The organism is Spongiibacter pelagi (assembly GCF_014705705.1).
Lineage (GTDB): Bacteria > Pseudomonadota > Gammaproteobacteria > Pseudomonadales > Spongiibacteraceae > Spongiibacter > Spongiibacter pelagi.
Map to the genome: position 1 here is coordinate 1 of NZ_JACXLD010000012.1, position 17,650 is coordinate 17,650.

18 protein-coding genes, 1 other RNA gene and 1 pseudogene are annotated in these 17,650 nt (G+C 42.9%); 7 read left to right on the plus strand and 13 right to left on the minus strand.

Features of this window, described 5'->3' with window-relative positions; genetic code table 11:
* Positions 1-266 precede the first annotated feature (266 nt).
* Positions 267-626, plus strand: a transfer-messenger RNA (tmRNA) gene (ssrA, locus tag IB286_RS13945).
* A 55-nt stretch (positions 627-681) separates the two neighbouring features.
* Positions 682-903: a transposase gene (locus tag IB286_RS15830; protein WP_223826421.1), complete on the plus strand. Its 222-nt coding sequence runs from the start codon at positions 682-684 to the stop codon at positions 901-903.
* Between the two features lie 3 nt (positions 904-906).
* Here IB286_RS15830 and IB286_RS13955 read toward each other — a convergent pair.
* The 12 genes and pseudogenes from IB286_RS13955 to IB286_RS14010 form a co-directional block, all read right to left on the minus strand.
* Positions 907-1,077, minus strand: a pseudogene (locus tag IB286_RS13955) (transposase); the annotation flags it as partial.
* Positions 1,078-1,105: 28 nt separating this feature from the next.
* Complete coding sequence (locus IB286_RS13960) at positions 1,106-2,017, minus strand: glycosyltransferase family 2 protein (RefSeq protein WP_190766573.1); 912 nt, start codon at positions 2,015-2,017, stop codon at positions 1,106-1,108.
* 269 nt (positions 2,018-2,286) lie between these two features.
* Positions 2,287-3,498 carry a glycosyltransferase gene (locus IB286_RS13965; protein WP_190766575.1) on the minus strand — a complete coding sequence of 404 codons (1,212 nt, stop codon included), beginning with the start codon at positions 3,496-3,498 and terminating at the stop codon, positions 2,287-2,289.
* A complete protein-coding gene (locus IB286_RS13970; RefSeq protein WP_190766577.1) occupies positions 3,476-4,606 on the minus strand; it encodes a hypothetical protein in 1,131 nt (376 codons plus the stop codon). The genes IB286_RS13965 and IB286_RS13970 overlap by 23 nt, the downstream gene beginning before the upstream one ends.
* Positions 4,596-5,327: a glycosyltransferase gene (locus tag IB286_RS13975; protein WP_190766579.1), complete on the minus strand. Its 732-nt coding sequence runs from the start codon at positions 5,325-5,327 to the stop codon at positions 4,596-4,598. The genes IB286_RS13970 and IB286_RS13975 overlap by 11 nt, the downstream gene beginning before the upstream one ends.
* 2 nt (positions 5,328-5,329) lie before the next feature.
* Positions 5,330-6,190 (minus strand): sulfotransferase domain-containing protein, encoded by an 861-nt coding sequence (locus IB286_RS13980; protein WP_190766581.1) that lies wholly within the window; start codon positions 6,188-6,190, stop codon positions 5,330-5,332.
* Between the two features lie 14 nt (positions 6,191-6,204).
* A complete protein-coding gene (locus IB286_RS13985) occupies positions 6,205-7,392 on the minus strand; it encodes a hypothetical protein (RefSeq protein ID WP_190766583.1) in 1,188 nt (395 codons plus the stop codon).
* Positions 7,393-7,432: 40 nt separating this feature from the next.
* Entirely contained in the window at positions 7,433-8,104 is a 672-nt protein-coding gene (locus IB286_RS15650) for an acyltransferase (RefSeq protein WP_190766585.1), read from the minus strand.
* Positions 8,105-8,135: 31 nt separating this feature from the next.
* On the minus strand, positions 8,136-8,930 hold the full coding sequence (locus IB286_RS13995; protein WP_317889769.1) for a LicD family protein: 795 nt from the start codon (positions 8,928-8,930) through the stop codon (positions 8,136-8,138).
* 60 nt (positions 8,931-8,990) lie between these two features.
* Complete coding sequence (gene fcl, locus IB286_RS14000; protein WP_190766589.1) at positions 8,991-9,953, minus strand: GDP-L-fucose synthase; 963 nt, start codon at positions 9,951-9,953, stop codon at positions 8,991-8,993.
* 2 nt (positions 9,954-9,955) lie between these two features.
* A complete protein-coding gene (gene gmd / locus IB286_RS14005; RefSeq protein WP_190766591.1) occupies positions 9,956-11,074 on the minus strand; it encodes a GDP-mannose 4,6-dehydratase in 1,119 nt (372 codons plus the stop codon).
* A 27-nt stretch (positions 11,075-11,101) separates the two neighbouring features.
* The gene (locus IB286_RS14010; RefSeq protein ID WP_190766593.1) at positions 11,102-11,458 is read right to left on the minus strand and encodes a MarR family EPS-associated transcriptional regulator; all 357 of its coding nucleotides are present in this window, start codon (positions 11,456-11,458) and stop codon (positions 11,102-11,104) included.
* A 253-nt stretch (positions 11,459-11,711) separates the two neighbouring features.
* Between IB286_RS14010 and IB286_RS14015 the strand changes: the two genes are divergently transcribed.
* Entirely contained in the window at positions 11,712-14,129 is a 2,418-nt protein-coding gene (locus IB286_RS14015) for a TonB-dependent receptor (RefSeq protein ID WP_190766595.1), read from the plus strand.
* 5 nt (positions 14,130-14,134) lie between these two features.
* Here the strand turns inward: IB286_RS14015 and zwf are convergent, their stop codons facing one another.
* The gene (zwf, locus tag IB286_RS14020) at positions 14,135-15,583 is read right to left on the minus strand and encodes a glucose-6-phosphate dehydrogenase (protein ID WP_190766596.1); all 1,449 of its coding nucleotides are present in this window, start codon (positions 15,581-15,583) and stop codon (positions 14,135-14,137) included.
* Between the two features lie 142 nt (positions 15,584-15,725).
* Between zwf and IB286_RS14025 the strand changes: the two genes are divergently transcribed.
* From IB286_RS14025 to IB286_RS14040, 4 genes are all read left to right on the plus strand, one after another.
* Positions 15,726-16,574 carry a class I SAM-dependent methyltransferase gene (locus tag IB286_RS14025; RefSeq protein WP_190766599.1) on the plus strand — a complete coding sequence of 283 codons (849 nt, stop codon included), beginning with the start codon at positions 15,726-15,728 and terminating at the stop codon, positions 16,572-16,574.
* Between the two features lie 2 nt (positions 16,575-16,576).
* The gene (locus IB286_RS14030) at positions 16,577-16,894 is read left to right on the plus strand and encodes a hypothetical protein (RefSeq protein WP_190766601.1); all 318 of its coding nucleotides are present in this window, start codon (positions 16,577-16,579) and stop codon (positions 16,892-16,894) included.
* A gap of 123 nt (positions 16,895-17,017) precedes the next feature.
* Positions 17,018-17,248, plus strand: a complete 231-nt coding sequence (locus tag IB286_RS14035) for an AbrB/MazE/SpoVT family DNA-binding domain-containing protein (RefSeq protein ID WP_190766603.1) — start codon at positions 17,018-17,020, stop codon at positions 17,246-17,248.
* On the plus strand, positions 17,238-17,645 hold the full coding sequence (locus tag IB286_RS14040; protein WP_190766605.1) for a PIN domain-containing protein: 408 nt from the start codon (positions 17,238-17,240) through the stop codon (positions 17,643-17,645). The genes IB286_RS14035 and IB286_RS14040 overlap by 11 nt, the downstream gene beginning before the upstream one ends.
* The last annotated feature ends 5 nt before the right edge of the window (positions 17,646-17,650 follow it).

Consider the following 17,650-nt stretch of genomic DNA (forward strand, 5'->3'; position numbering starts at 1 on the left):
GGCGCCGGCCTCATGCTCTTTGATGGCCTTAATGATTTGTTCGTCGCTGTATCGCTTCTTCATGCTGAGATCTCCATCCCGTTAGGTTAACTGGAAATCTCATCGTGGTCATGGTTCTAAAATCGGGGGAAAGGTCAACCTCAATCCCTTTCGCGAGGCCAATACAAAATCAAACCGCATTATAGAGTTGGGAATATTAAAGTACAGTGTAAACACGGATAGTGCGCGACAGGGCCAAGCAGGTTACAATGGCAACTTAGCTTTACGGGGCCGATATGGATTCGACGCCGGTTACAAAGCTCTTGAGTGCATGCCGTGATGACAGCGAATCACGTAAATCCAAAGCTGTTAACTTATAGTTGCCAACGACGACAACTACGCTCTAGCGGCTTAAACCCCGTTAGCGGTCATAAGTGGATGCTTGTAAACACGAAGTGACCGTCATATAGAACAAGCTAGCGAGGCGGTATGTCTGAGGCCAAGTCGCGAAACCTTTGAACTCGGAATCGCCAATTACGTCCTGCCCGTCGGGCTGTTTGCGGTTAAATCAATTGACGGATTCTAAGCATGTAGAGCCCTGAGTGGCGGACTGACGGACGGGGGTTCAAATCCCCCCGGCTCCACCAAACATATGACCAACAACTTGATCTCGAAGCCAAAGCCGATCCCGATATTAATCGCCTGCAAGAGGCACCTGGCTTTGGTCCAGTCAACGCAAGTGTGTTGTGCAGCTGGATAGGCGATGGAACTCAGTTTAATCGTACACGTGACGTGTCCGCAGCACTCGGAGTCATACCTAGGCAACATACGACCGGAGGGCATGACCGATTATTTGGTATAACGAAGCGGGGCGATAGCTACGTCCGCACGATGGTTGGGCTCTACAACATAAACGGGGGATAGCACTCATCTCACCCTGTTAATCACACCGTCCCATCCGCAATGGGCCAGCACTCGTAATCTGTAATTTTCAAAGTTTCTAAAACCATACGCTCGTCGTGTCATCATTTCCATTTTGTTGCGGAAGCCCTCCGTAATTCCATTACTTTTACTAAACCGCCACATGGCCATGTAATCCCCTGTAATCCCCCCGCAAAACAAAACATTAACGGGGGATTGTAATGCGAGTTTGCATTGACCAACTCAGTCGCTGCAAAATCCTATAAAACCTCGGGCTAAATATAATTGTTCCCTTTAAAATAAACTGCCAATTATAGGAAGCTAATAGTTTTAAGTATGATAAAAAAGTGCGCTCTGAAAGAAATTTATTATAAACAATTGCATCGTCAAATATTTCAATTTCATTCAATCCACTCGCCTCTATAAACGCTTCTATAAAAAGAATTTGTCGCCTAGCGCGCCAAACAGTACTAGATTTATTAAAGTTCTCAATACCACCAAAGGTCTGCCCGGAATGCTGTCGATAACCATAACAAGCCAATCTGTCAAGCAGAATTTCACACCCACTTTCCTTGACTTTTAAGGAAAACCACTGATCTTCATAAGGTATCGAAACTGGCATTGGGTAAACAATATTATTAAAAAATGCAGTACTAAATGTCCAAGCCCATTTAGGAACAGAATACATTTGCTTAAAAAATGTTTTACTATCACTATTAATAATATGACTTGGTATGTGGTATTTACCAATGACTCGATCATTGCCATCCAAAAGTAAAGCATCATGCAAAATAACATCTGGCCTAACATCAGCAACCAAATCAAGAAAACGCTCAAAGGCATGAGTAACAATCAAATCATCACCATCTACAAACTTAACAAAATCTCCTTTAACTTTTGAAAATCCAAAGTTAGTTGCACTGACCTTACCTACACCTGGGTTTTTGAAAATAGAAATATTCTTAGCGCAATAATTTTGTACGATAGAGAAAGTTTCATCTTCCGAACCGTCATCCACTACAATCAATTCGTACAATCGGTGCAAAGGGATAGAACGTATCGTTTTTTCTATATATTTAGCTTCGTTTTTTACAACCATGACTATAGATAATTTCACAAATCTCCTCCGAGCCATAATAAATAAATGACAACAATACATCTAAGGAAAACAATAGATTAACCACCACATCAATTAACACTATCAAACCACGACATAGAAATTCAAAATACCACAATATAATTTTAAACAGAAATAAATTTGATCGAATGAAAATACAGAGCAATCTACAGATTGCTTACCAGAATCGGAAGAAGAAAAAGGATAATATTTTCATTTCAACAACAAATAAACCACAGATAAAGTCGATAACCTTCAATAACTCGAACTCAACCCTTTTTCACGAAATTCAAAAAAAATGCTCTTAACACTGCCACCCATGACAAAAAAAAGACCAAATAGGAACCCTTTATGAAAGGGTATGACGAGTATCCGGCCTCACTCAATAAGCCGCCACTATCCAACAACAACGACTCCCACCGCTTCATTGTTACATGATTCTGAGATTCGAAATTAATGAATGAAGCAATGCTTTTCTTGGATAGATTTGAATAATATTCAACATCATCAATAGAACGCCTTATTATATTTAAAACATCCTCGTAATCTCTAACAACAATTGTTGTAAACTCTGTATTTCCATAATTCGACTTAACAAGAACTGGCAAGCCTACGCTTTGAGCTTCAAGCATACTAGCTGGAAAAGCCTCAGTACGACCAGCGTAATTCAAGATTGCAAAATCACATGCACTCATAACATCGTACTTTTCAGCCCCCAGTATTCCATAATAAAATATTTGTTCTTGACTGACGAATCTAAGGTCAATTAAAGAATTTTGATGGGAAACAAAATCCGTATTTTTCTTACTCATGGGCTCGTACAAAAAGGGGGAGCCAACTATATGACATTCAATATTCAACCCAGCACTAGCCAAAAAATCAGATATCTTTAGGAAATCAATATAACCCTTATAGTTCGACAGGTTACTCATATGAAACAATTTAATATTTTTATCTGGAGACAACTCACGCGCACGCTCACGCACAGAACCAACAACAATATTCCTTATATATTCACTATTAGCGCTTCTTAAGGCGCAATTTGACAGGTACGCATAAAAACCACAAGAAACAAACGACCTAGCAGTATATCTATTTACACCATAATAATAATACGGGTGATGAAGCCAAACCACCAGATTCAACGCAAGATATTTTTTATATTTCGAGAGAGTATATGGACAGATCTTTTTGTGTGTTTCACCGGAAATAATTAACTTTTTTTCTTTGCTAATATCAAATAAATCAGAATAGGATTTTACGTTTACAAATTCAAAATTGTTATCGGCAAAAAAAACAACTTGATTAGATGCAATGGTAATATCCCAACCCAAGCGTTTCAAACCATCAGCCAAAAGAACAGATACATACTGCGTCCCGCCAATACCAGGATTTTGGGACAATGATTTAAAAACCACTTTCTCTTCGCCTTTAAAATCTAGATATATAACAACTGATTTATCTACACGCATTGCAATCATCGCCCTCCTTCTGTCCGCGAATCGCATAAAACATTACTATGACGAAAACAATCAAAGACCTATTTACAAAAATATACTCAGTAATCATATTTAGAGAAATATATATTACTAATAAGTTCCGAGCTTCTTTCTCCTTTAATGAGACGTAAAAAAATAACAATGCCCCGAATACAAAAACGAGCCAAACAAAACCTCCATGTACAAGAAGTATTGAAACTAGGCCATCGTAGAAGGTCATGCCAGCCCCCATAACACCGACACCAATGATATAGAAATAGTGCTGGATCTCACCAAGAGCGATGTTTAGCTTATCAATCCTACCTAATGCTGACCCATCAGTAGAGAAATCAATTTTTGAAAAGCGATCAACAACCCTTATTAGGCTTTCATCCAAATTTGCAGATGAAACAAAGTCTGAAAGCTGAAGAAAAAATACCAATGAAACAAAAATAGCACAGAGACCCAATAATATGGATTTTGCGTTACCATTGAGCATGAAAACCAGAAAAATACCAATAATACCCGTTCTACTTCCCGTCAGGAAAATTGCAAATATGGTTAGCCATACAAAAACTGAACGACTAATGTCAGAACCATTGTAAATAGCCTTAAAATAAAAGAGTATTATAGATAGATTGCAAGCGAGCAAATGCGCGTCGCTTGCAAAATAATCAGTAGAGAACGGTGAGACAGGCCGATACCCACCGTGAATATATCCTTCTATGCGCAAAAAATGGTAAAGCGGGATCCACAGAACAGCCACTAAAAACGCATACTTTATTTCAAAAAGAGCTATTTTAAATCTCAGCCTAGACTCATATAAGAAAAAAAAAGCAATAAAAATCAATAGATATTTAAAAAAATGCCCTGCCCTATACAAACTACCTACATCATGGGACACTACCGAGTGTAAAAATGACAAAGCCAACAAATAAACACTGACAAGAACCAAAATAAACGAGGCTTTCACCCAATGCTTTATCGATATAACGAGGAAAAGGATAAATAAAGGATCTACAAGCCTTATCTCAGAAAAAACTTCAACATCAAACGAAAATATAAATGCACAGATCAGCAAAAGTAATCTTTGAAAATTTTCAAAAACCACTAGCATTCCTTATAACCTTTCTAACTATCTCACATAATGGCGACTTTAGTTGATTTCTTTTGCGTATGTTATAACACTCCTTCCAGCCTAATAACCGTCTTTTGAAGCTACCGGTACTTTCCCCTCCTAATCTCATTGAGACAATGTCAAGATCAATGTATTTCCACTTAACCTTGAGTAGCTCAATTAATTGACACTGGAGCTCATAATCAGCAGATATTCTTAGACTTTTATCGAATAAATATCCATTTCTTTCCACTACTTTCCTTAATGCATCAAAACGAACAAATAAAGCGGGATGAGGTATTTGATAGCCATTCAGCCTTCCATCGACGATTCCTCGTGGAGATATTCGCCTAACAAAAACCCCACCTTTTCCAGTATAGATAACATTTCCAAAAACAACATCTAAATCTGCATCACTATCAAACTCGTCCATAACACGCTGTAGACTTCCCTGGATATAGAAATCATCTGAATTCAAGTAAGCTACTATTCCGCTATTGACATGGCTAAAAGCTTTATTCATGGCATCGTATATACCCAAATCATTTTCAACAAATATTTCAGCCTTAAATTGCGACGCAACATCGCGCGTTCCATCAATTGAAGCCCCATCTTGGATAATATGTCTTTTATTAAATGGTAATTTATCGACACTTTCAAGGGAGTCTAAAATAGTGCGCTCTGAATTGTAAGATACCGTCAAAATGTTTAACATAACTATCGCTCGAATATATCTTTTATCTTATCGATAACAACATCATCCACATCCTCTATTTTTAATGTCCTGACCTTTGTTTTACTAGTTAAATAACCTATAAATAAATCATCCAGCCAAATTAGCATCTTTGATCTTTTAATAAACTCTAAGCGCTTCGGTACACACCTACTACGATAGTAACGATAAACATTTACAAACTTATTTGGACTTTCGTTTTGCCTAATAAAAACATGCCGATCAACATTAATCGCCTCAGAAAACAAGATGATTTTTCCATCTTCTAGCTCCTCAATGATGGAGTCTAAAGATTTCACACTAAAATCTTTATAGAGTTTTTTAATCATTCTAGTCAATGAATTAAGAGCCAATGAATTAACTTCCATATCAAACATCCGTTCAACATAGTCCTCAAATGATATCCTTGTCGTTTGACCGCCATCTCTTGAATAGGGCCAATCATTGTACGTTGACATTGCCATGGACAATGGGTCTCTATAAGTTATCAGTATTTTAGCCTCTGGAAATATCAATTTTAAATTTTTTATTTTTTGAACAATACTATATTTTGTGAACCTATCCGAACTAATGAACTCCTCACTGTAAATACCACCATTAAGATTAAGCCCCACAAGCAAATTAATACATCGTTCCTCGTCAAAAGTGAGTTCATTACGACCACAAATTCGGTCAAACACTTCCGTGACTTTTTGATTTTCCTCGACCTCAACTTTTAAGGAGTTCTTTTTTACGACATTGTGACTGGGAGCCTTTCCGAAGTAGTGGTAATTCTCAAGAAATGGTAGTACCTGCGTTTGAAGAAACGTCGTACCGCTTTTAGGCAATCCTATATGTATAATCATCCATTCCGCCTTTATCAATTATTAACACTGTAATAATTAATTACTTTTTTCATCGAAACACCAAATACAATGGAATAGCTAACACCGATAACTGCTGTATAGATCCAGATCATTTGAACGGGATCCCTTACACCAACCCAACTCAAACAAAGGCTTACAATAGTGCCAAAAAAAATAGTAATCCCATTTCTTAATGCAGATGAACCTAAATCGTAATGTAAAAGCCCAACTAATGGAGATACAGAAAATCGGAAAATCGTGATTAGCAAAACAGGAATAAAATACGGCTCAATATTTTCCAAAGAAGGATAGACCTTATTAAGCGGTAGTTTTGTCAAAAAAATGTAGGCAAATATTGCATATATGATCACAGCAATAAATACCACTAACGCGCTTTTTATAAAAAAGCTAATTTTATCTTGTGATTTACAGAAGTCACGGCCTAACATTGGCCCCAGATGCTGCTGAATAATTCTTAATGGCGCCTCTAGGAGCTTGTTAGCCAAAAAGTAATATCCTGCAGACTCCATTCCATAAGCGACCCCAAAAAAAATTGTCAAAGCCTGAACATTAACAGCCGCCAAGATTGTAGTTGGAAGCGAAAATAGGAACACATCTTTTTGTTCGAAAATTATGCCACACACAACTTTTACTTTTGGAAAGAGCAACTTCCTCACAACCTTCCTGTAAGGAATTAAAGCTATATAAAGTCCCGCAACCAACCCAATCCAGATATTTTCAAAATATATAATCGAAAAGTACTGCCCTATAGCAGCAAATACTGGCTTCAAAAAAACCGCGACTCTTGCGCTTCTAATTTCATCACTAACTATTGAAATACTATACAGCCAAACGTGCAAATAAAATCCTAAAGCAGAAACCAAAACCACTGCAATATCGCTTAAGTCGACATTAAGTATTGAACGGAAGATTAACAAGATAGAGCCAGACAATGCTATTACGAGCGGGGAAATATACAACGGAAGCATTTTATAATTAGCATTTTGTCTACCATGTTTTATTACGCTTATTTCATACCGACAACCAATCACCGAAGAAATAATCATAATTATACTTAATAGGTACGCATAATTTCCGAAATTTTCTTTAGATAATAATTCACTGAATATAATTAAAGAAAAATACGTAACTAGCTGCCCCGCCCCACCCAACAATGAAAATACAAACAGATTTTTCAACATTTAAAAAATTCTTGACTTTTACGGATATTGACAAAAAATTTCACCATTTTTTTTCGTTGTTTTTAAAAAATTCCATCAATTTACTATTAAACATTTGGGGATCCAAACTCCAATCCAGCTCAAAGACCTCTTGAGCCATTTTTAATTCGTGACGCTCAAGCTCCCACCAATGCCAATTATTTAACAATTTTCTCGTCTCAAAATCGTATCTTTCTTTTATTAACCGAGCAGGGACCCCTCCAATTACTGAAAAAGGAGGAAACCGTCGATTTACCACAGCGCCAGCCCCTATTATTGATGAATGCCCAACACTTGCCCCATCCAGCAATGTAACATTAGTCCCAACCCAACAATTCGCCCCTAAAACAACCCCGCCTGATTTTTTAATTCCAGAGTTACCGCTCGATAGCTCTACTATATTTCTTGTAAAGTGATCCTGAAAAGCTAATTTTTGAATTGCGTGATTAGAACTTCTTATTTGTATTGGGCCCGCTATTGCACAATACTCCCCTATATCACACTCGCCGACATATGAAATTGCATTGATTCGAACGCCTCTTTTTATTCTTGCCTTTGGATGTATGTAGCTTCCTACCGGTATTCTTATATCATTCGCACGAAGTCTGGCATGTATAGGCAATGACCTAAGAAGACGTTTTTTATTTCTGACGTATTCGTAGAAAAGCGTTATATACCCTGAAATTTTCTTCATATATAAATTTTCGTATTCGAGAATTTGTTTTTTATTTTGAATAGCAATATCTTGATGTTACCTTGTGGCTTTTCTTTTTCCAACCACCCTTATTACTATAATCTTCTTTAGAAATAAAATAATCCACCCCATATTCCTCAGTTAAATATTCATGGTAATCTCTTGGTATATTCACCGGGACACCCAAAAAAACATGCTCTATTTTTTCGTCAATATATTTTTTATTAACTTCCTCATGACCGTACTCGACTTTCCCTGCGCACCAAATTTTACACATCAGTCGAACAATTAACCCCCTGATCTTCATTGGAGTAAATTTCCCAAGAGCACTTATTATCCGGGAAATTAATGGGAGCCTTCTTTGAAGAGCTGACTGTTCATTCACAGCTACCACACTATACAAATCAATAATTTCCCACAAAAGACCAGAAAAAATACCATTTGACTTGTGGATATTTCTAACATATTTATCATTTTTTTTTGTGTAAATCTTTATATCAATAGGCACATTCCTCTCCAGGGTAATCATGTTTTTTAATTCAAATGTTAGTGGATCAAGCCTTTGTTTACATTTAAATCCAATCGACTCTAAAAGACCTAAGTTTTCTCTAATCTTCTTTGCATCGACTTCATAAATTCCGACGTCTATATCGCGATCTCCTGAAAGCATTCCTCCTTCTAATATTGCGCCAAGCACAGAACCACTCATGATCCAAAACTCCACGCCAACATTCATAAAGAATTGCTGCACATCATAAAAATCTTTACTTATGTCATCGACCAAATTACACCTCGCTTTTAATTTAATATCGCACGCATTTATCATTTTAGAAAATTAGATTTTATAGGCTTTTTTAAATATTAATTTACTTCATATATTTAAATTTCATTCTCTATTTTCAGAGGCTGAAATAAAGTTTTCATATGTTAACTTTAGCCCTATCTCCAGTTTCGTTTCAGAACGCCAGCCAAGCTTATTGATTTTTGTCACATCAAGAAGTTTTTTTGGAGTTCCATCAAGCTTGCCTCTATCCCAAACAATTCTCCCAGTGTAACCAACTGTCCACGCGATTTTATTAGCAAGTTCTCTGATCGAACAATCGCTTCCGGCACCAACATTTAAATGCGATAACATCGAACCAGTGCTTTCCAAATATTTTTCACGATCGATACTCATGACAAATACTGACGCTTTTGCCATGTCATCAACAAACAGAAACTCTCTCATCGGAGTTCCACTACCCCAAACAACAACTTCACTGTCTTCCATTAGTTTCGCGTTGTGAAACCTTCGAAGTAATGCCGGAATTACATGAGAGTTCTCTGCATGATAATTATCACCAGGCCCGTACAGATTTGTGGGCATAACCGAGCGGTAATCCACACCATATTGGCGGTTATAGGATTCGCAAAGTTTTATGCCCGCGATCTTGGCTATGGCGTAGGGTTCATTCGTAGGCTCAAGCGTTGCTGTAAGAAGCGCTTCTTCTTTCATAGGCTGTTCTACATTTCTTGGGTAGATACATGATGAGCCAAGGAATAAAAGTTTCTTTACTCCATTGCTATATGCGGCATGGATGATATTGCTTTCAATCATCAGGTTTTCATAGATGAATTCCGCTGGGTAGGTGTTATTGGCATGTATGCCCCCTACTTTGGCGGCAGCGAGATAGACCTGATCGATCTTATTTTCGGCAAAGAAGGCATTTACGGCTTGCTGGTTTATTAAATCCAGCTCGGCGTGGGTTCTGGTGATGATTTCGTTGTTGGAATCTTTTTCCAGCAAACGAACCAAGGCTGAGCCCACCATGCCACGGTGGCCAGCAATATAGATGCGCTGTTTGCTCATGATTAATTCTCGCGGGGTACGCTAACGTCAAAGCCATGACCTTTAAGCAGAGCATGGCGTTTGGCTTTATCCAGGTCTTCCATCACCATCTCGGAGCACATTTGCTCTACGGTAATTTCTGGCACCCAACCCAGTTTGGCTTTAGCTTTGGATGGATCACCCAGCAGGGTTTCTACTTCCGCAGGGCGGAAGTAGCGTTTGTCGACCTTAACAATTTCATCGCCCACTTTTACGGAAGGGGCTTTGTCACCGGAAACCGCGCTCACACGCCCTACTTCGTTAATGCCCTCGCCAAAGAATTCCAATTCAATCCCCAGCTCTGCGGCACTCATGCGTACAAATTCACGCACCGAGATTTGTTTGCCAGTGGCAATAACAAAGTCTTCTGCTTGTTCTTGTTGCAGCATCATCCATTGCATACGCACATAGTCTTTGGCATGCCCCCAGTCACGCAGTGCATCCATATTGCCGAGGTAGAGGCATTTCTCTAAGCCTTGGGCAATATTGGCGAGTGCACGGGTTATTTTACGGGTAACGAAGGTTTCACCACGGCGAGGGGACTCGTGATTAAACAGGATGCCGTTACAGGCATACATGCCATAGGCTTCTCGGTAGTTTACGGTAATCCAGTAGGCGTAGAGTTTGGCTACCGCATAGGGTGAACGCGGGTAAAACGGGGTGGTTTCTTTTTGGGGGATTTCTTGAACTAAGCCATAAAGCTCAGAGGTAGACGCTTGGTAAAAACGAGTTTTCTCGGTTAAGCCTAATAGGCGGATGGCTTCAAGAATACGCAAGGTGCCAATGCCATCTACGTCCGCCGCATATTCAGGTTGCTCGAAAGAAACCGCCACATGGCTCATCGCGCCGAGGTTGTAGATTTCGTCTGGCTGAACTTCTTGGATAATGCGCGTGAGGTTAGAGGTGTCGCTTAAATCACTGTAGTGCAGGAAAAAATTGGGATTTTCTGAATGACGGTCTTGGTAGATATGATCAATACGCTCGGTATTAAATGAAGAGGCTCTACGCTTGGTACCGTGGACTTCGTAACCTTTTTCTAAAAGAAACTCGGCCAGATAAGAACCGTCTTGACCCGTAATACCGGTGATTAATGCTTTTTTCATAATATTCACTTTTTCACAAACTCAAATTTACCTAATTTCTTGTAGCTCTGCTGTCAACTGTTCTATTTCTTGCTGCAGTTTTTCATATTCTTCCATTTTTCTTCTTAAAAAATGTGCTGTTATCTTAGCCTTTTCGCTCACCCCATCCGGAGTAAGGATATAGGCATACCCCATCTTCCTATCAGACTTCGCAAAGTTATTTAGCTTTACCAAACCACGCTCAACCAGCGCCTTAATGCAATAATTAACACCACCTAGACTTACGCCTAGCTCATTAGCGATTTCACGCTGAGTCGCTGACGGGTTTGCTTCAAGCACACGCATCACACGGAGCTTAAGCTCTTCTTGAAAGGAGGTATCTTGCGATTTTGGTGGTCGAGGCATATCGTTGAGGCCGGCCCGATCCCTTTGGCCTAAATGACGTTCATAAGGTGAACAAAATACACGAACCCTAAAATTGTGTCACGAATAATAATAAGAAAATATGACGACATGATGACGTGCAGTGCTAGCGTCCTTTCCGAAAAGAGGCGCTTTAGTGTGGCCTTCCCAATAACTTGACTCACCCTTGCAGATTACCGATGCTGAGGCCCAGCATCGAGTAGTTCTCTCACAAAATCAGATAATTAGAAAATTTATGTCCAAACCTGTTTCTTTTTTAGCCATCTTGGCTGTTACCAGTTTCATCCCAAACGCGTTCGCCCAAACCAAGCCACGCATGGCCTTGGAAGAGGTTGTGGTTACCGCCCAGAAGCGCGAAGAAGACGTGCAATCCGTTCCGCTTTCGGTCACCGCCATTGGCGGCGACGATATTGTGGATAAAAACATGGGCGACATGAATGAGGTGGCGAACTACGTTCCCAATCTCGACATTTTGGCCATTCCGTCTTTCCCCAGCATTTATATGCGCGGTCTTGGCTCCAGTTATAACCGGGGTTTTGAGCAATCCGTTGCTATTTTGATTGATGAAGTGTTTTACGGGCGCGCTTCTTATATTACTCAGGGCTTGATGGATTTATCGGCCATTGAGGTGCTGCGCGGCCCCCAAGGCACGCTGTTCGGTAAAAACTCCTCCGCCGGTGCTATTCACTTTCGTACTGCACAACCTGAACACGAGTTCGGCGTGAATGGTGATGTGTTGCTCGGCGAAAATAATTTACAGCGCTATCGCGTTACCGCTACTGGGCCGCTGACCGAATCTCTCACTTGGCGGCTAGCGCTGATGAGTGACCAGCGTGATGGCAGCATTGATAACACCACCACTGGTATTGATGAAGAAAACCGCGACACCCAAGGCGCTCGCCTGCGCCTGAATTGGGACGCCACCGATTCACTGAGCATTGGTTTTACTCTTAATGGCGGCGTGGTGAATCAGCACGGCCCCGGCACCCAGCTGATTGCGGCGCGCGGTCGAGCACTGGCGGCCATGCAGGCCTTTGATCCACAAACCGATGCCAATGCTTATGACGAGCGCAATGCGCTGGATCACCCCGGCATGGCCAGCCGGGAAACTTGGGATAGCACGGTAAAAGTCGATTGGAGTCTTGGTGGCGGTATGCTCACCAGCATCAGTAATTACACATGGATGGATGAAGATCTGAGCTTTGATGCGGATTTTTCGCCCATTCCGTTTTTGATTTTGGATAACGACGAAGACCTGCGCCAATTCAGCCAGGAGCTTCGCTTTACCTCAGCGCCGGGTAAGTTTGAGTATGTTGCCGGCTTGTATTACATGCACACCGATCTCAGCACCACTTACGATATCACCGAGCAACTTCTACTCACTGAAATTCTGCAGGTCACTGGCGAAGGAGAGCGCATGATTTGCTTGCAAAGCCCCGATCCGAAATCCTGCCAAGATGCGGTATTAGATGATGCCAATAGCGGCGCTTTGGCCGCACAAACGATTCAAGCACGCTTGGCATTAGAAGGCGGCGTTAGTGCGGTGGAAACCTCATTCACTCATTTCAATCAGGTCACCGATAGCGCAGCCTTGTTTGGCCAAGCCAACTGGCATCTGACCAAGCACCTAACTCTCACATTTGGCAGCCGCTTTAATTACGAAGAAAAAACGCTCGATGTCGCTCACACCTTACTCAATAACCGCACCGGTCAAACCGGCAATGCGGTGCTCAGCACCGGCGGCCTGCCGCTAATTAATTATGGGCTTGGGCCATCCCCGCTGGGGGCGACTATTTTTCCATTTATTATTTCTGGCGATACCCAATTCAGCGCACAACGGCAAAGAGATGATTTCAATATTATCCCCAAGGCGTCTCTGCAATATGCGTTTGATGACGATGTAATGAGCTATATCACCGTGGCCCGAGGCTATAAATCTGGCGGATTTAATGCCCAGCCCGTTAATGACAAACAATTGGAATTTGATGAAGAAGATGCACTAACCTATGAAGTCGGGCTGAAGTCTGAATGGCTTTCCGGTGCAGCGCGGCTCAATCTTGCGGCATTTAGAACTGAATTCGATGGCCTGCAAGTCGCCACCTTTAATGGTGTCAGTTATGTAGTTGGCAATGCCGCCTCCGCCACCATTCAAGGGCTGGAATATGAAGCGATGTTACTCACTCGCTATGGCATTTTGCTGGGCATTAATGGCGCTTACACCGACGCCTATTACGATGAATTCAAAAACGCACCTTGTGACGCCGAAGTGAGCAACCCACCGCCCTGCGATTTAAGCGGTAAACGTTTGCGGCTGGTGCCGGAGTTAAAAACCACGCTGACTGCGGGCTATCAAGGCCAGCCTTTCGGCCTGCCGTTTCAAACGATCCTCGGCTTTACCGCCAGTTATTCCAGCGATGTTGCCCTTGCGACCGACCTAGACCCGATTGATATACGCGAAGCCTCAACGGTGTATGGCTTGCAGGCGGGGATTAAGGCGCCTGATGAGAGCTGGCACCTGATGCTGTTTGGCGACAATATCACCAACCATGAGTATCTCGCTGGCGCACAGGATGCGCCCGCATTCCGGGGTACCCATTTTGGCGGTGCTTATCCGGCGGTGAGTTATGAGTTGGAATTGGGGTTTAGGTTTTAATGTGTTTACCCATGCCAGCTGCGGTTATCTTTCTCGATTAGCAGCTCACTTTTGGCCGGCCCCCACGAGCCGGCCTGATATTTCCGCACTTCCATATTTTGGCGCTTCCACGCCTCGACCACGCCATCGACCCAACGCCAAGATTCTTCTACTTCTTCTCGCCCTACAAACAGCGATTGATCACCACTGATTACGTCGAGAAATAAGCGCTCATAGGCTTCAGGAATGCGGCCCATTGCCGAGCTGCCCAAGAAGTCGAGGTTAAGATCCTGTTTCACCAGCGCCATACGGTCACGCAAACTGTGAAGCTTGGAGACCATACGCATTTCGATACCTTCATTGGGTTGCAGGCGAATCACCAGTCGGTTATTCGATGCGGGGTTACCCGAAAAAATATTGTGCGGCAGCGCTTTATAGCTGATCACCACTTCGGTGAGTTTTTCCGCCATGCGTTTGCCGGTGCGCAAATAGAAAGGCACCCCGGCCCAGCGCCAGTTATCAATATGCGCTTTAATGGCAACAAAGGTTTCGGTATCACTCTGCTCAACCGTGCAATCATCTTCGTTGAGATAACCCCGCGCCGGCTGCCCGCCCATATAACCCGCCGCATATTGGCCGCGCACGGTATGGGTAGTGATGGTGTTTTCATCAATGGGGCGCAGCGCCCGCAGCACTTTGATTTTTTCATCGCGAATGCTTTCAGCGGTCATGGAATTGGGTGCTTCCATTGCCACCAAACACAGGAGCTGCATAAGGTGGTTTTGCACCATATCGCGCAACTGACCAACCTTGTCGTAATACCCCCAGCGCCCCTCAATGCCCACCGTTTCCGCCACGGTGATCTGCACATGATCAATGCAACTCTGATCCCATTGGGTATTAATAAAGCGATTGGCAAAGCGCAGCACTAATAAATTTTGTACGGTTTCTTTGCCGAGATAATGATCGATGCGGTAGGTATTTTCATCACTGAAATATTTAGCGACGGTTTCATTCACCGCCACGCTGCTGGCCAGATCATGACCGATGGGTTTTTCCAAAACGATACGGCTGTCGTCATTCAGGCATTGATGCTCGCCCAAGGCCTGACAAATTGGACCAAATAAACTCGGCGGCGTTGCCAGATAATAAATACGCACCGCGCAATGCAGCTCTGCCGCAAGGCGAACATAGTCCTCCGCCGAATTGAAATCCAAATGAACATAAACAATACGGCTGGCAAATTTTTGCCACTGTTGTTCAGTCCAGCGTTCAGGCTGAATTTGCGACTGCAACTTGGGCTGCAAGCTTTCAAGGAAAGTCTCGCGGGGCATGGCATCCCGCGCCACACAAACGATGCGGGTTTTCGGCGAAAGCAGCTCGCAGTAATCCAATTGATACAAGGCAGGGAATAACTTGCGCCCCGCCAAATCGCCACGGGCGCCGAAAATGATCAGGTCAGCTTGTTCTGCCATTTGCTTGAGCCCTCAACTGTCTAACATCTTTCTTCACTTCATCACGCTCACCCAATAAGATCAAGGGCTTAGCTAAATCTGCGCTGGATTAATTACGCTGGAGCAGGCATCGTTATAGAAAATATTGCATTCAGGATTCCCCATGAGTAACCGCGAACAAAAAGAATACTGGAACGGCGACGCCGGCCAACATTGGGCAACGCAAGACGAGTTAATGGCCACCTTGCTTAAACCCATTGCCGAAGGCCTTCTCGAGCACATTAATCCTCAAGCTGGTCAAAGCGCTTTGGATATTGGCTGCGGTGGCGGCAGTCAGAGCTTGTTACTTGCTGAGCGATTGGGCAAAAACGGTAAAGTGGTTGGGCTGGATATTTCAGAACCGCTCTTGCACGTAGCCCGCACCAGACCTGCCTCTGCCGACTCCGCTGAGCTGGATTTTATTCAGGCTGATGCGCAAGAATATGCTTTTGAACCGGCACAATTTGATCTGCTGTTTTCACGTTTTGGGGTAATGTTTTTTGATGAGCCCGAAACCGCTTTTCGCAATCTGCGCACCGCACTCAAGCCCGACGGTAAATTAGGCTTCTCCTGCTGGCCCAGCCCCAAAGCCAATCCTTTCTTTTCTGCGCCTCTGGCGGCGGTGTTGAAGCATGTGCCCGCACCCGAGGCCAGCGATCCTAACGCGCCCGGCCCGTTTGCCTTTGCCGACCCCGCTCGGCTCACCGGCATTCTTGACGCCGCTGGCTTTGGCCAAATTGTTATTGAGGAATTCACGACTACACTGAAAATGGGTGAGGATGACACGCTCGATAATTTGACCGCCGCGATGTCAAAAATTGGTCCCGCATCGCGGCTTTTGAAAGAACACTCAGAAGAGATTAAAGCCGCCGCTCACGGCAGCATAATGGAAGCGCTTGCGCCTTATTTCCAAGACGGCAGCCTGCACTTCCCCACCCGCATTTGGTTTGTTACCGCCCATAACGAGGCTTAAACATGTTTGCCATTGTGTTAACCGCCCTGCTCTCAAGCCTGTTCACACTGGCCCTGGCTGCCGTGATTTTGAAATATTTCGCGCTGCCTAAGCTCGAACAATACATTGATGAGAAATTACTGCCTGAAGCCCAGGAGCGGGTTAAAGACGGTGTGAGTGATGGCGTTGTGGAGGTGTTGCCAAAGGTGAAAGATCACGTGCGCGATGGCGTTACCGAATCCTTTGTCGATGCCGCCTCAGGTGGCTTGCTTAAGCGCGCCCCGGCCAATATCGCCAATAATTTGGAATCTTTGACTGGGATGTTCTTTGGAAAAAAATAGGCTTTGGGAAGAAATAGTCTTTGGTAAGAAGTAGGTATTGCCAAGAAATAGCTAAGCCGCCCTTATTGCCAGAAGACCCGATTGGATATACATTTAAAATACGTATATCCAATGGACGTAAATATGAAAGTTGCAAAATGGGGCAATAGCTTAGCCGTACGTCTACCTAGCGATGTGATCAAGCTGTTAAAGCTTAACGAAGGCGACGAAATTGAACTTCACGCTGAGGGTGATCGCGCCTTTAGTGTTGTAAAAAAAGAAGGGCAAGCGGAATTACTAAAACGTGTTCGCGCTATGCGCGGTCGTGTGCCTGCCGACTTCAAGTTCGACCGCTTGGACGCACATGAAAGATAAGCCCTTCCTAGATACCAATATTATTATCTATCTGCTTTCGGCTGATGACTACAAAGCAGACCTCTCAGAACAAATTGTGACTCGCGGCGGCACAGTCAGTGTCCAAGTTCTTAATGAGTTTCTTTCCGTAGCCACACGCAAGCTCGGCTTAACACAACAAGAATCGGCAGATGTACTTAACGCCGTGCGCCGTTCTTGCAACGTAATACCACTAACACTCGAGACTCACGATTTAGGCGTAGATCTGATTGATCGATACGGATTTTCTATTTACGACGCGATGATCGTTGCAGCAGCGCTAACAAGCGGCGCAAAAACCCTGTATAGCGAAGACATGCAAAACGGGTTGTTGGTAGATAATTGCTTGAGGATTGTGAACCCTTACGCCACACGCTAGTTTGA

Excerpts from the sequence above, each read along its gene's own strand:
- fcl (WP_190766589.1), bottom strand. The coding sequence starts at position 9,953 with ATGAGCAAACAGCGCATCTATATTGCTGGCCACCGTGGCATGGTGGGC.
- IB286_RS15650 (WP_190766585.1), bottom strand. The coding sequence starts at position 8,104 with ATGAAGAAAATTTCAGGGTATATAACGCTTTTCTACGAATACGTCAGA.
- IB286_RS14035 (WP_190766603.1), top strand. The coding sequence starts at position 17,018 with ATGAAAGTTGCAAAATGGGGCAATAGCTTAGCCGTACGTCTACCTAGC.
- IB286_RS13985 (WP_190766583.1), bottom strand. The coding sequence starts at position 7,392 with ATGTTGAAAAATCTGTTTGTATTTTCATTGTTGGGTGGGGCGGGGCAG.
- zwf (WP_190766596.1), bottom strand. The coding sequence starts at position 15,583 with ATGGCAGAACAAGCTGACCTGATCATTTTCGGCGCCCGTGGCGATTTG.
- IB286_RS14010 (WP_190766593.1), bottom strand. The coding sequence starts at position 11,458 with ATGCCTCGACCACCAAAATCGCAAGATACCTCCTTTCAAGAAGAGCTT.
- gmd (WP_190766591.1), bottom strand. The coding sequence starts at position 11,074 with ATGAAAAAAGCATTAATCACCGGTATTACGGGTCAAGACGGTTCTTAT.
- IB286_RS14025 (WP_190766599.1), top strand. The coding sequence starts at position 15,726 with ATGAGTAACCGCGAACAAAAAGAATACTGGAACGGCGACGCCGGCCAA.
- IB286_RS13995 (WP_317889769.1), bottom strand. The coding sequence starts at position 8,930 with ATGATAAATGCGTGCGATATTAAATTAAAAGCGAGGTGTAATTTGGTC.
- IB286_RS14040 (WP_190766605.1), top strand. The coding sequence starts at position 17,238 with ATGAAAGATAAGCCCTTCCTAGATACCAATATTATTATCTATCTGCTT.
- IB286_RS14030 (WP_190766601.1), top strand. The coding sequence starts at position 16,577 with ATGTTTGCCATTGTGTTAACCGCCCTGCTCTCAAGCCTGTTCACACTG.
- IB286_RS13975 (WP_190766579.1), bottom strand. The coding sequence starts at position 5,327 with ATGTTAAACATTTTGACGGTATCTTACAATTCAGAGCGCACTATTTTA.
- IB286_RS13980 (WP_190766581.1), bottom strand. The coding sequence starts at position 6,190 with ATGATTATACATATAGGATTGCCTAAAAGCGGTACGACGTTTCTTCAA.
- IB286_RS14015 (WP_190766595.1), top strand. The coding sequence starts at position 11,712 with ATGTCCAAACCTGTTTCTTTTTTAGCCATCTTGGCTGTTACCAGTTTC.
- IB286_RS13965 (WP_190766575.1), bottom strand. The coding sequence starts at position 3,498 with ATGATTGCAATGCGTGTAGATAAATCAGTTGTTATATATCTAGATTTT.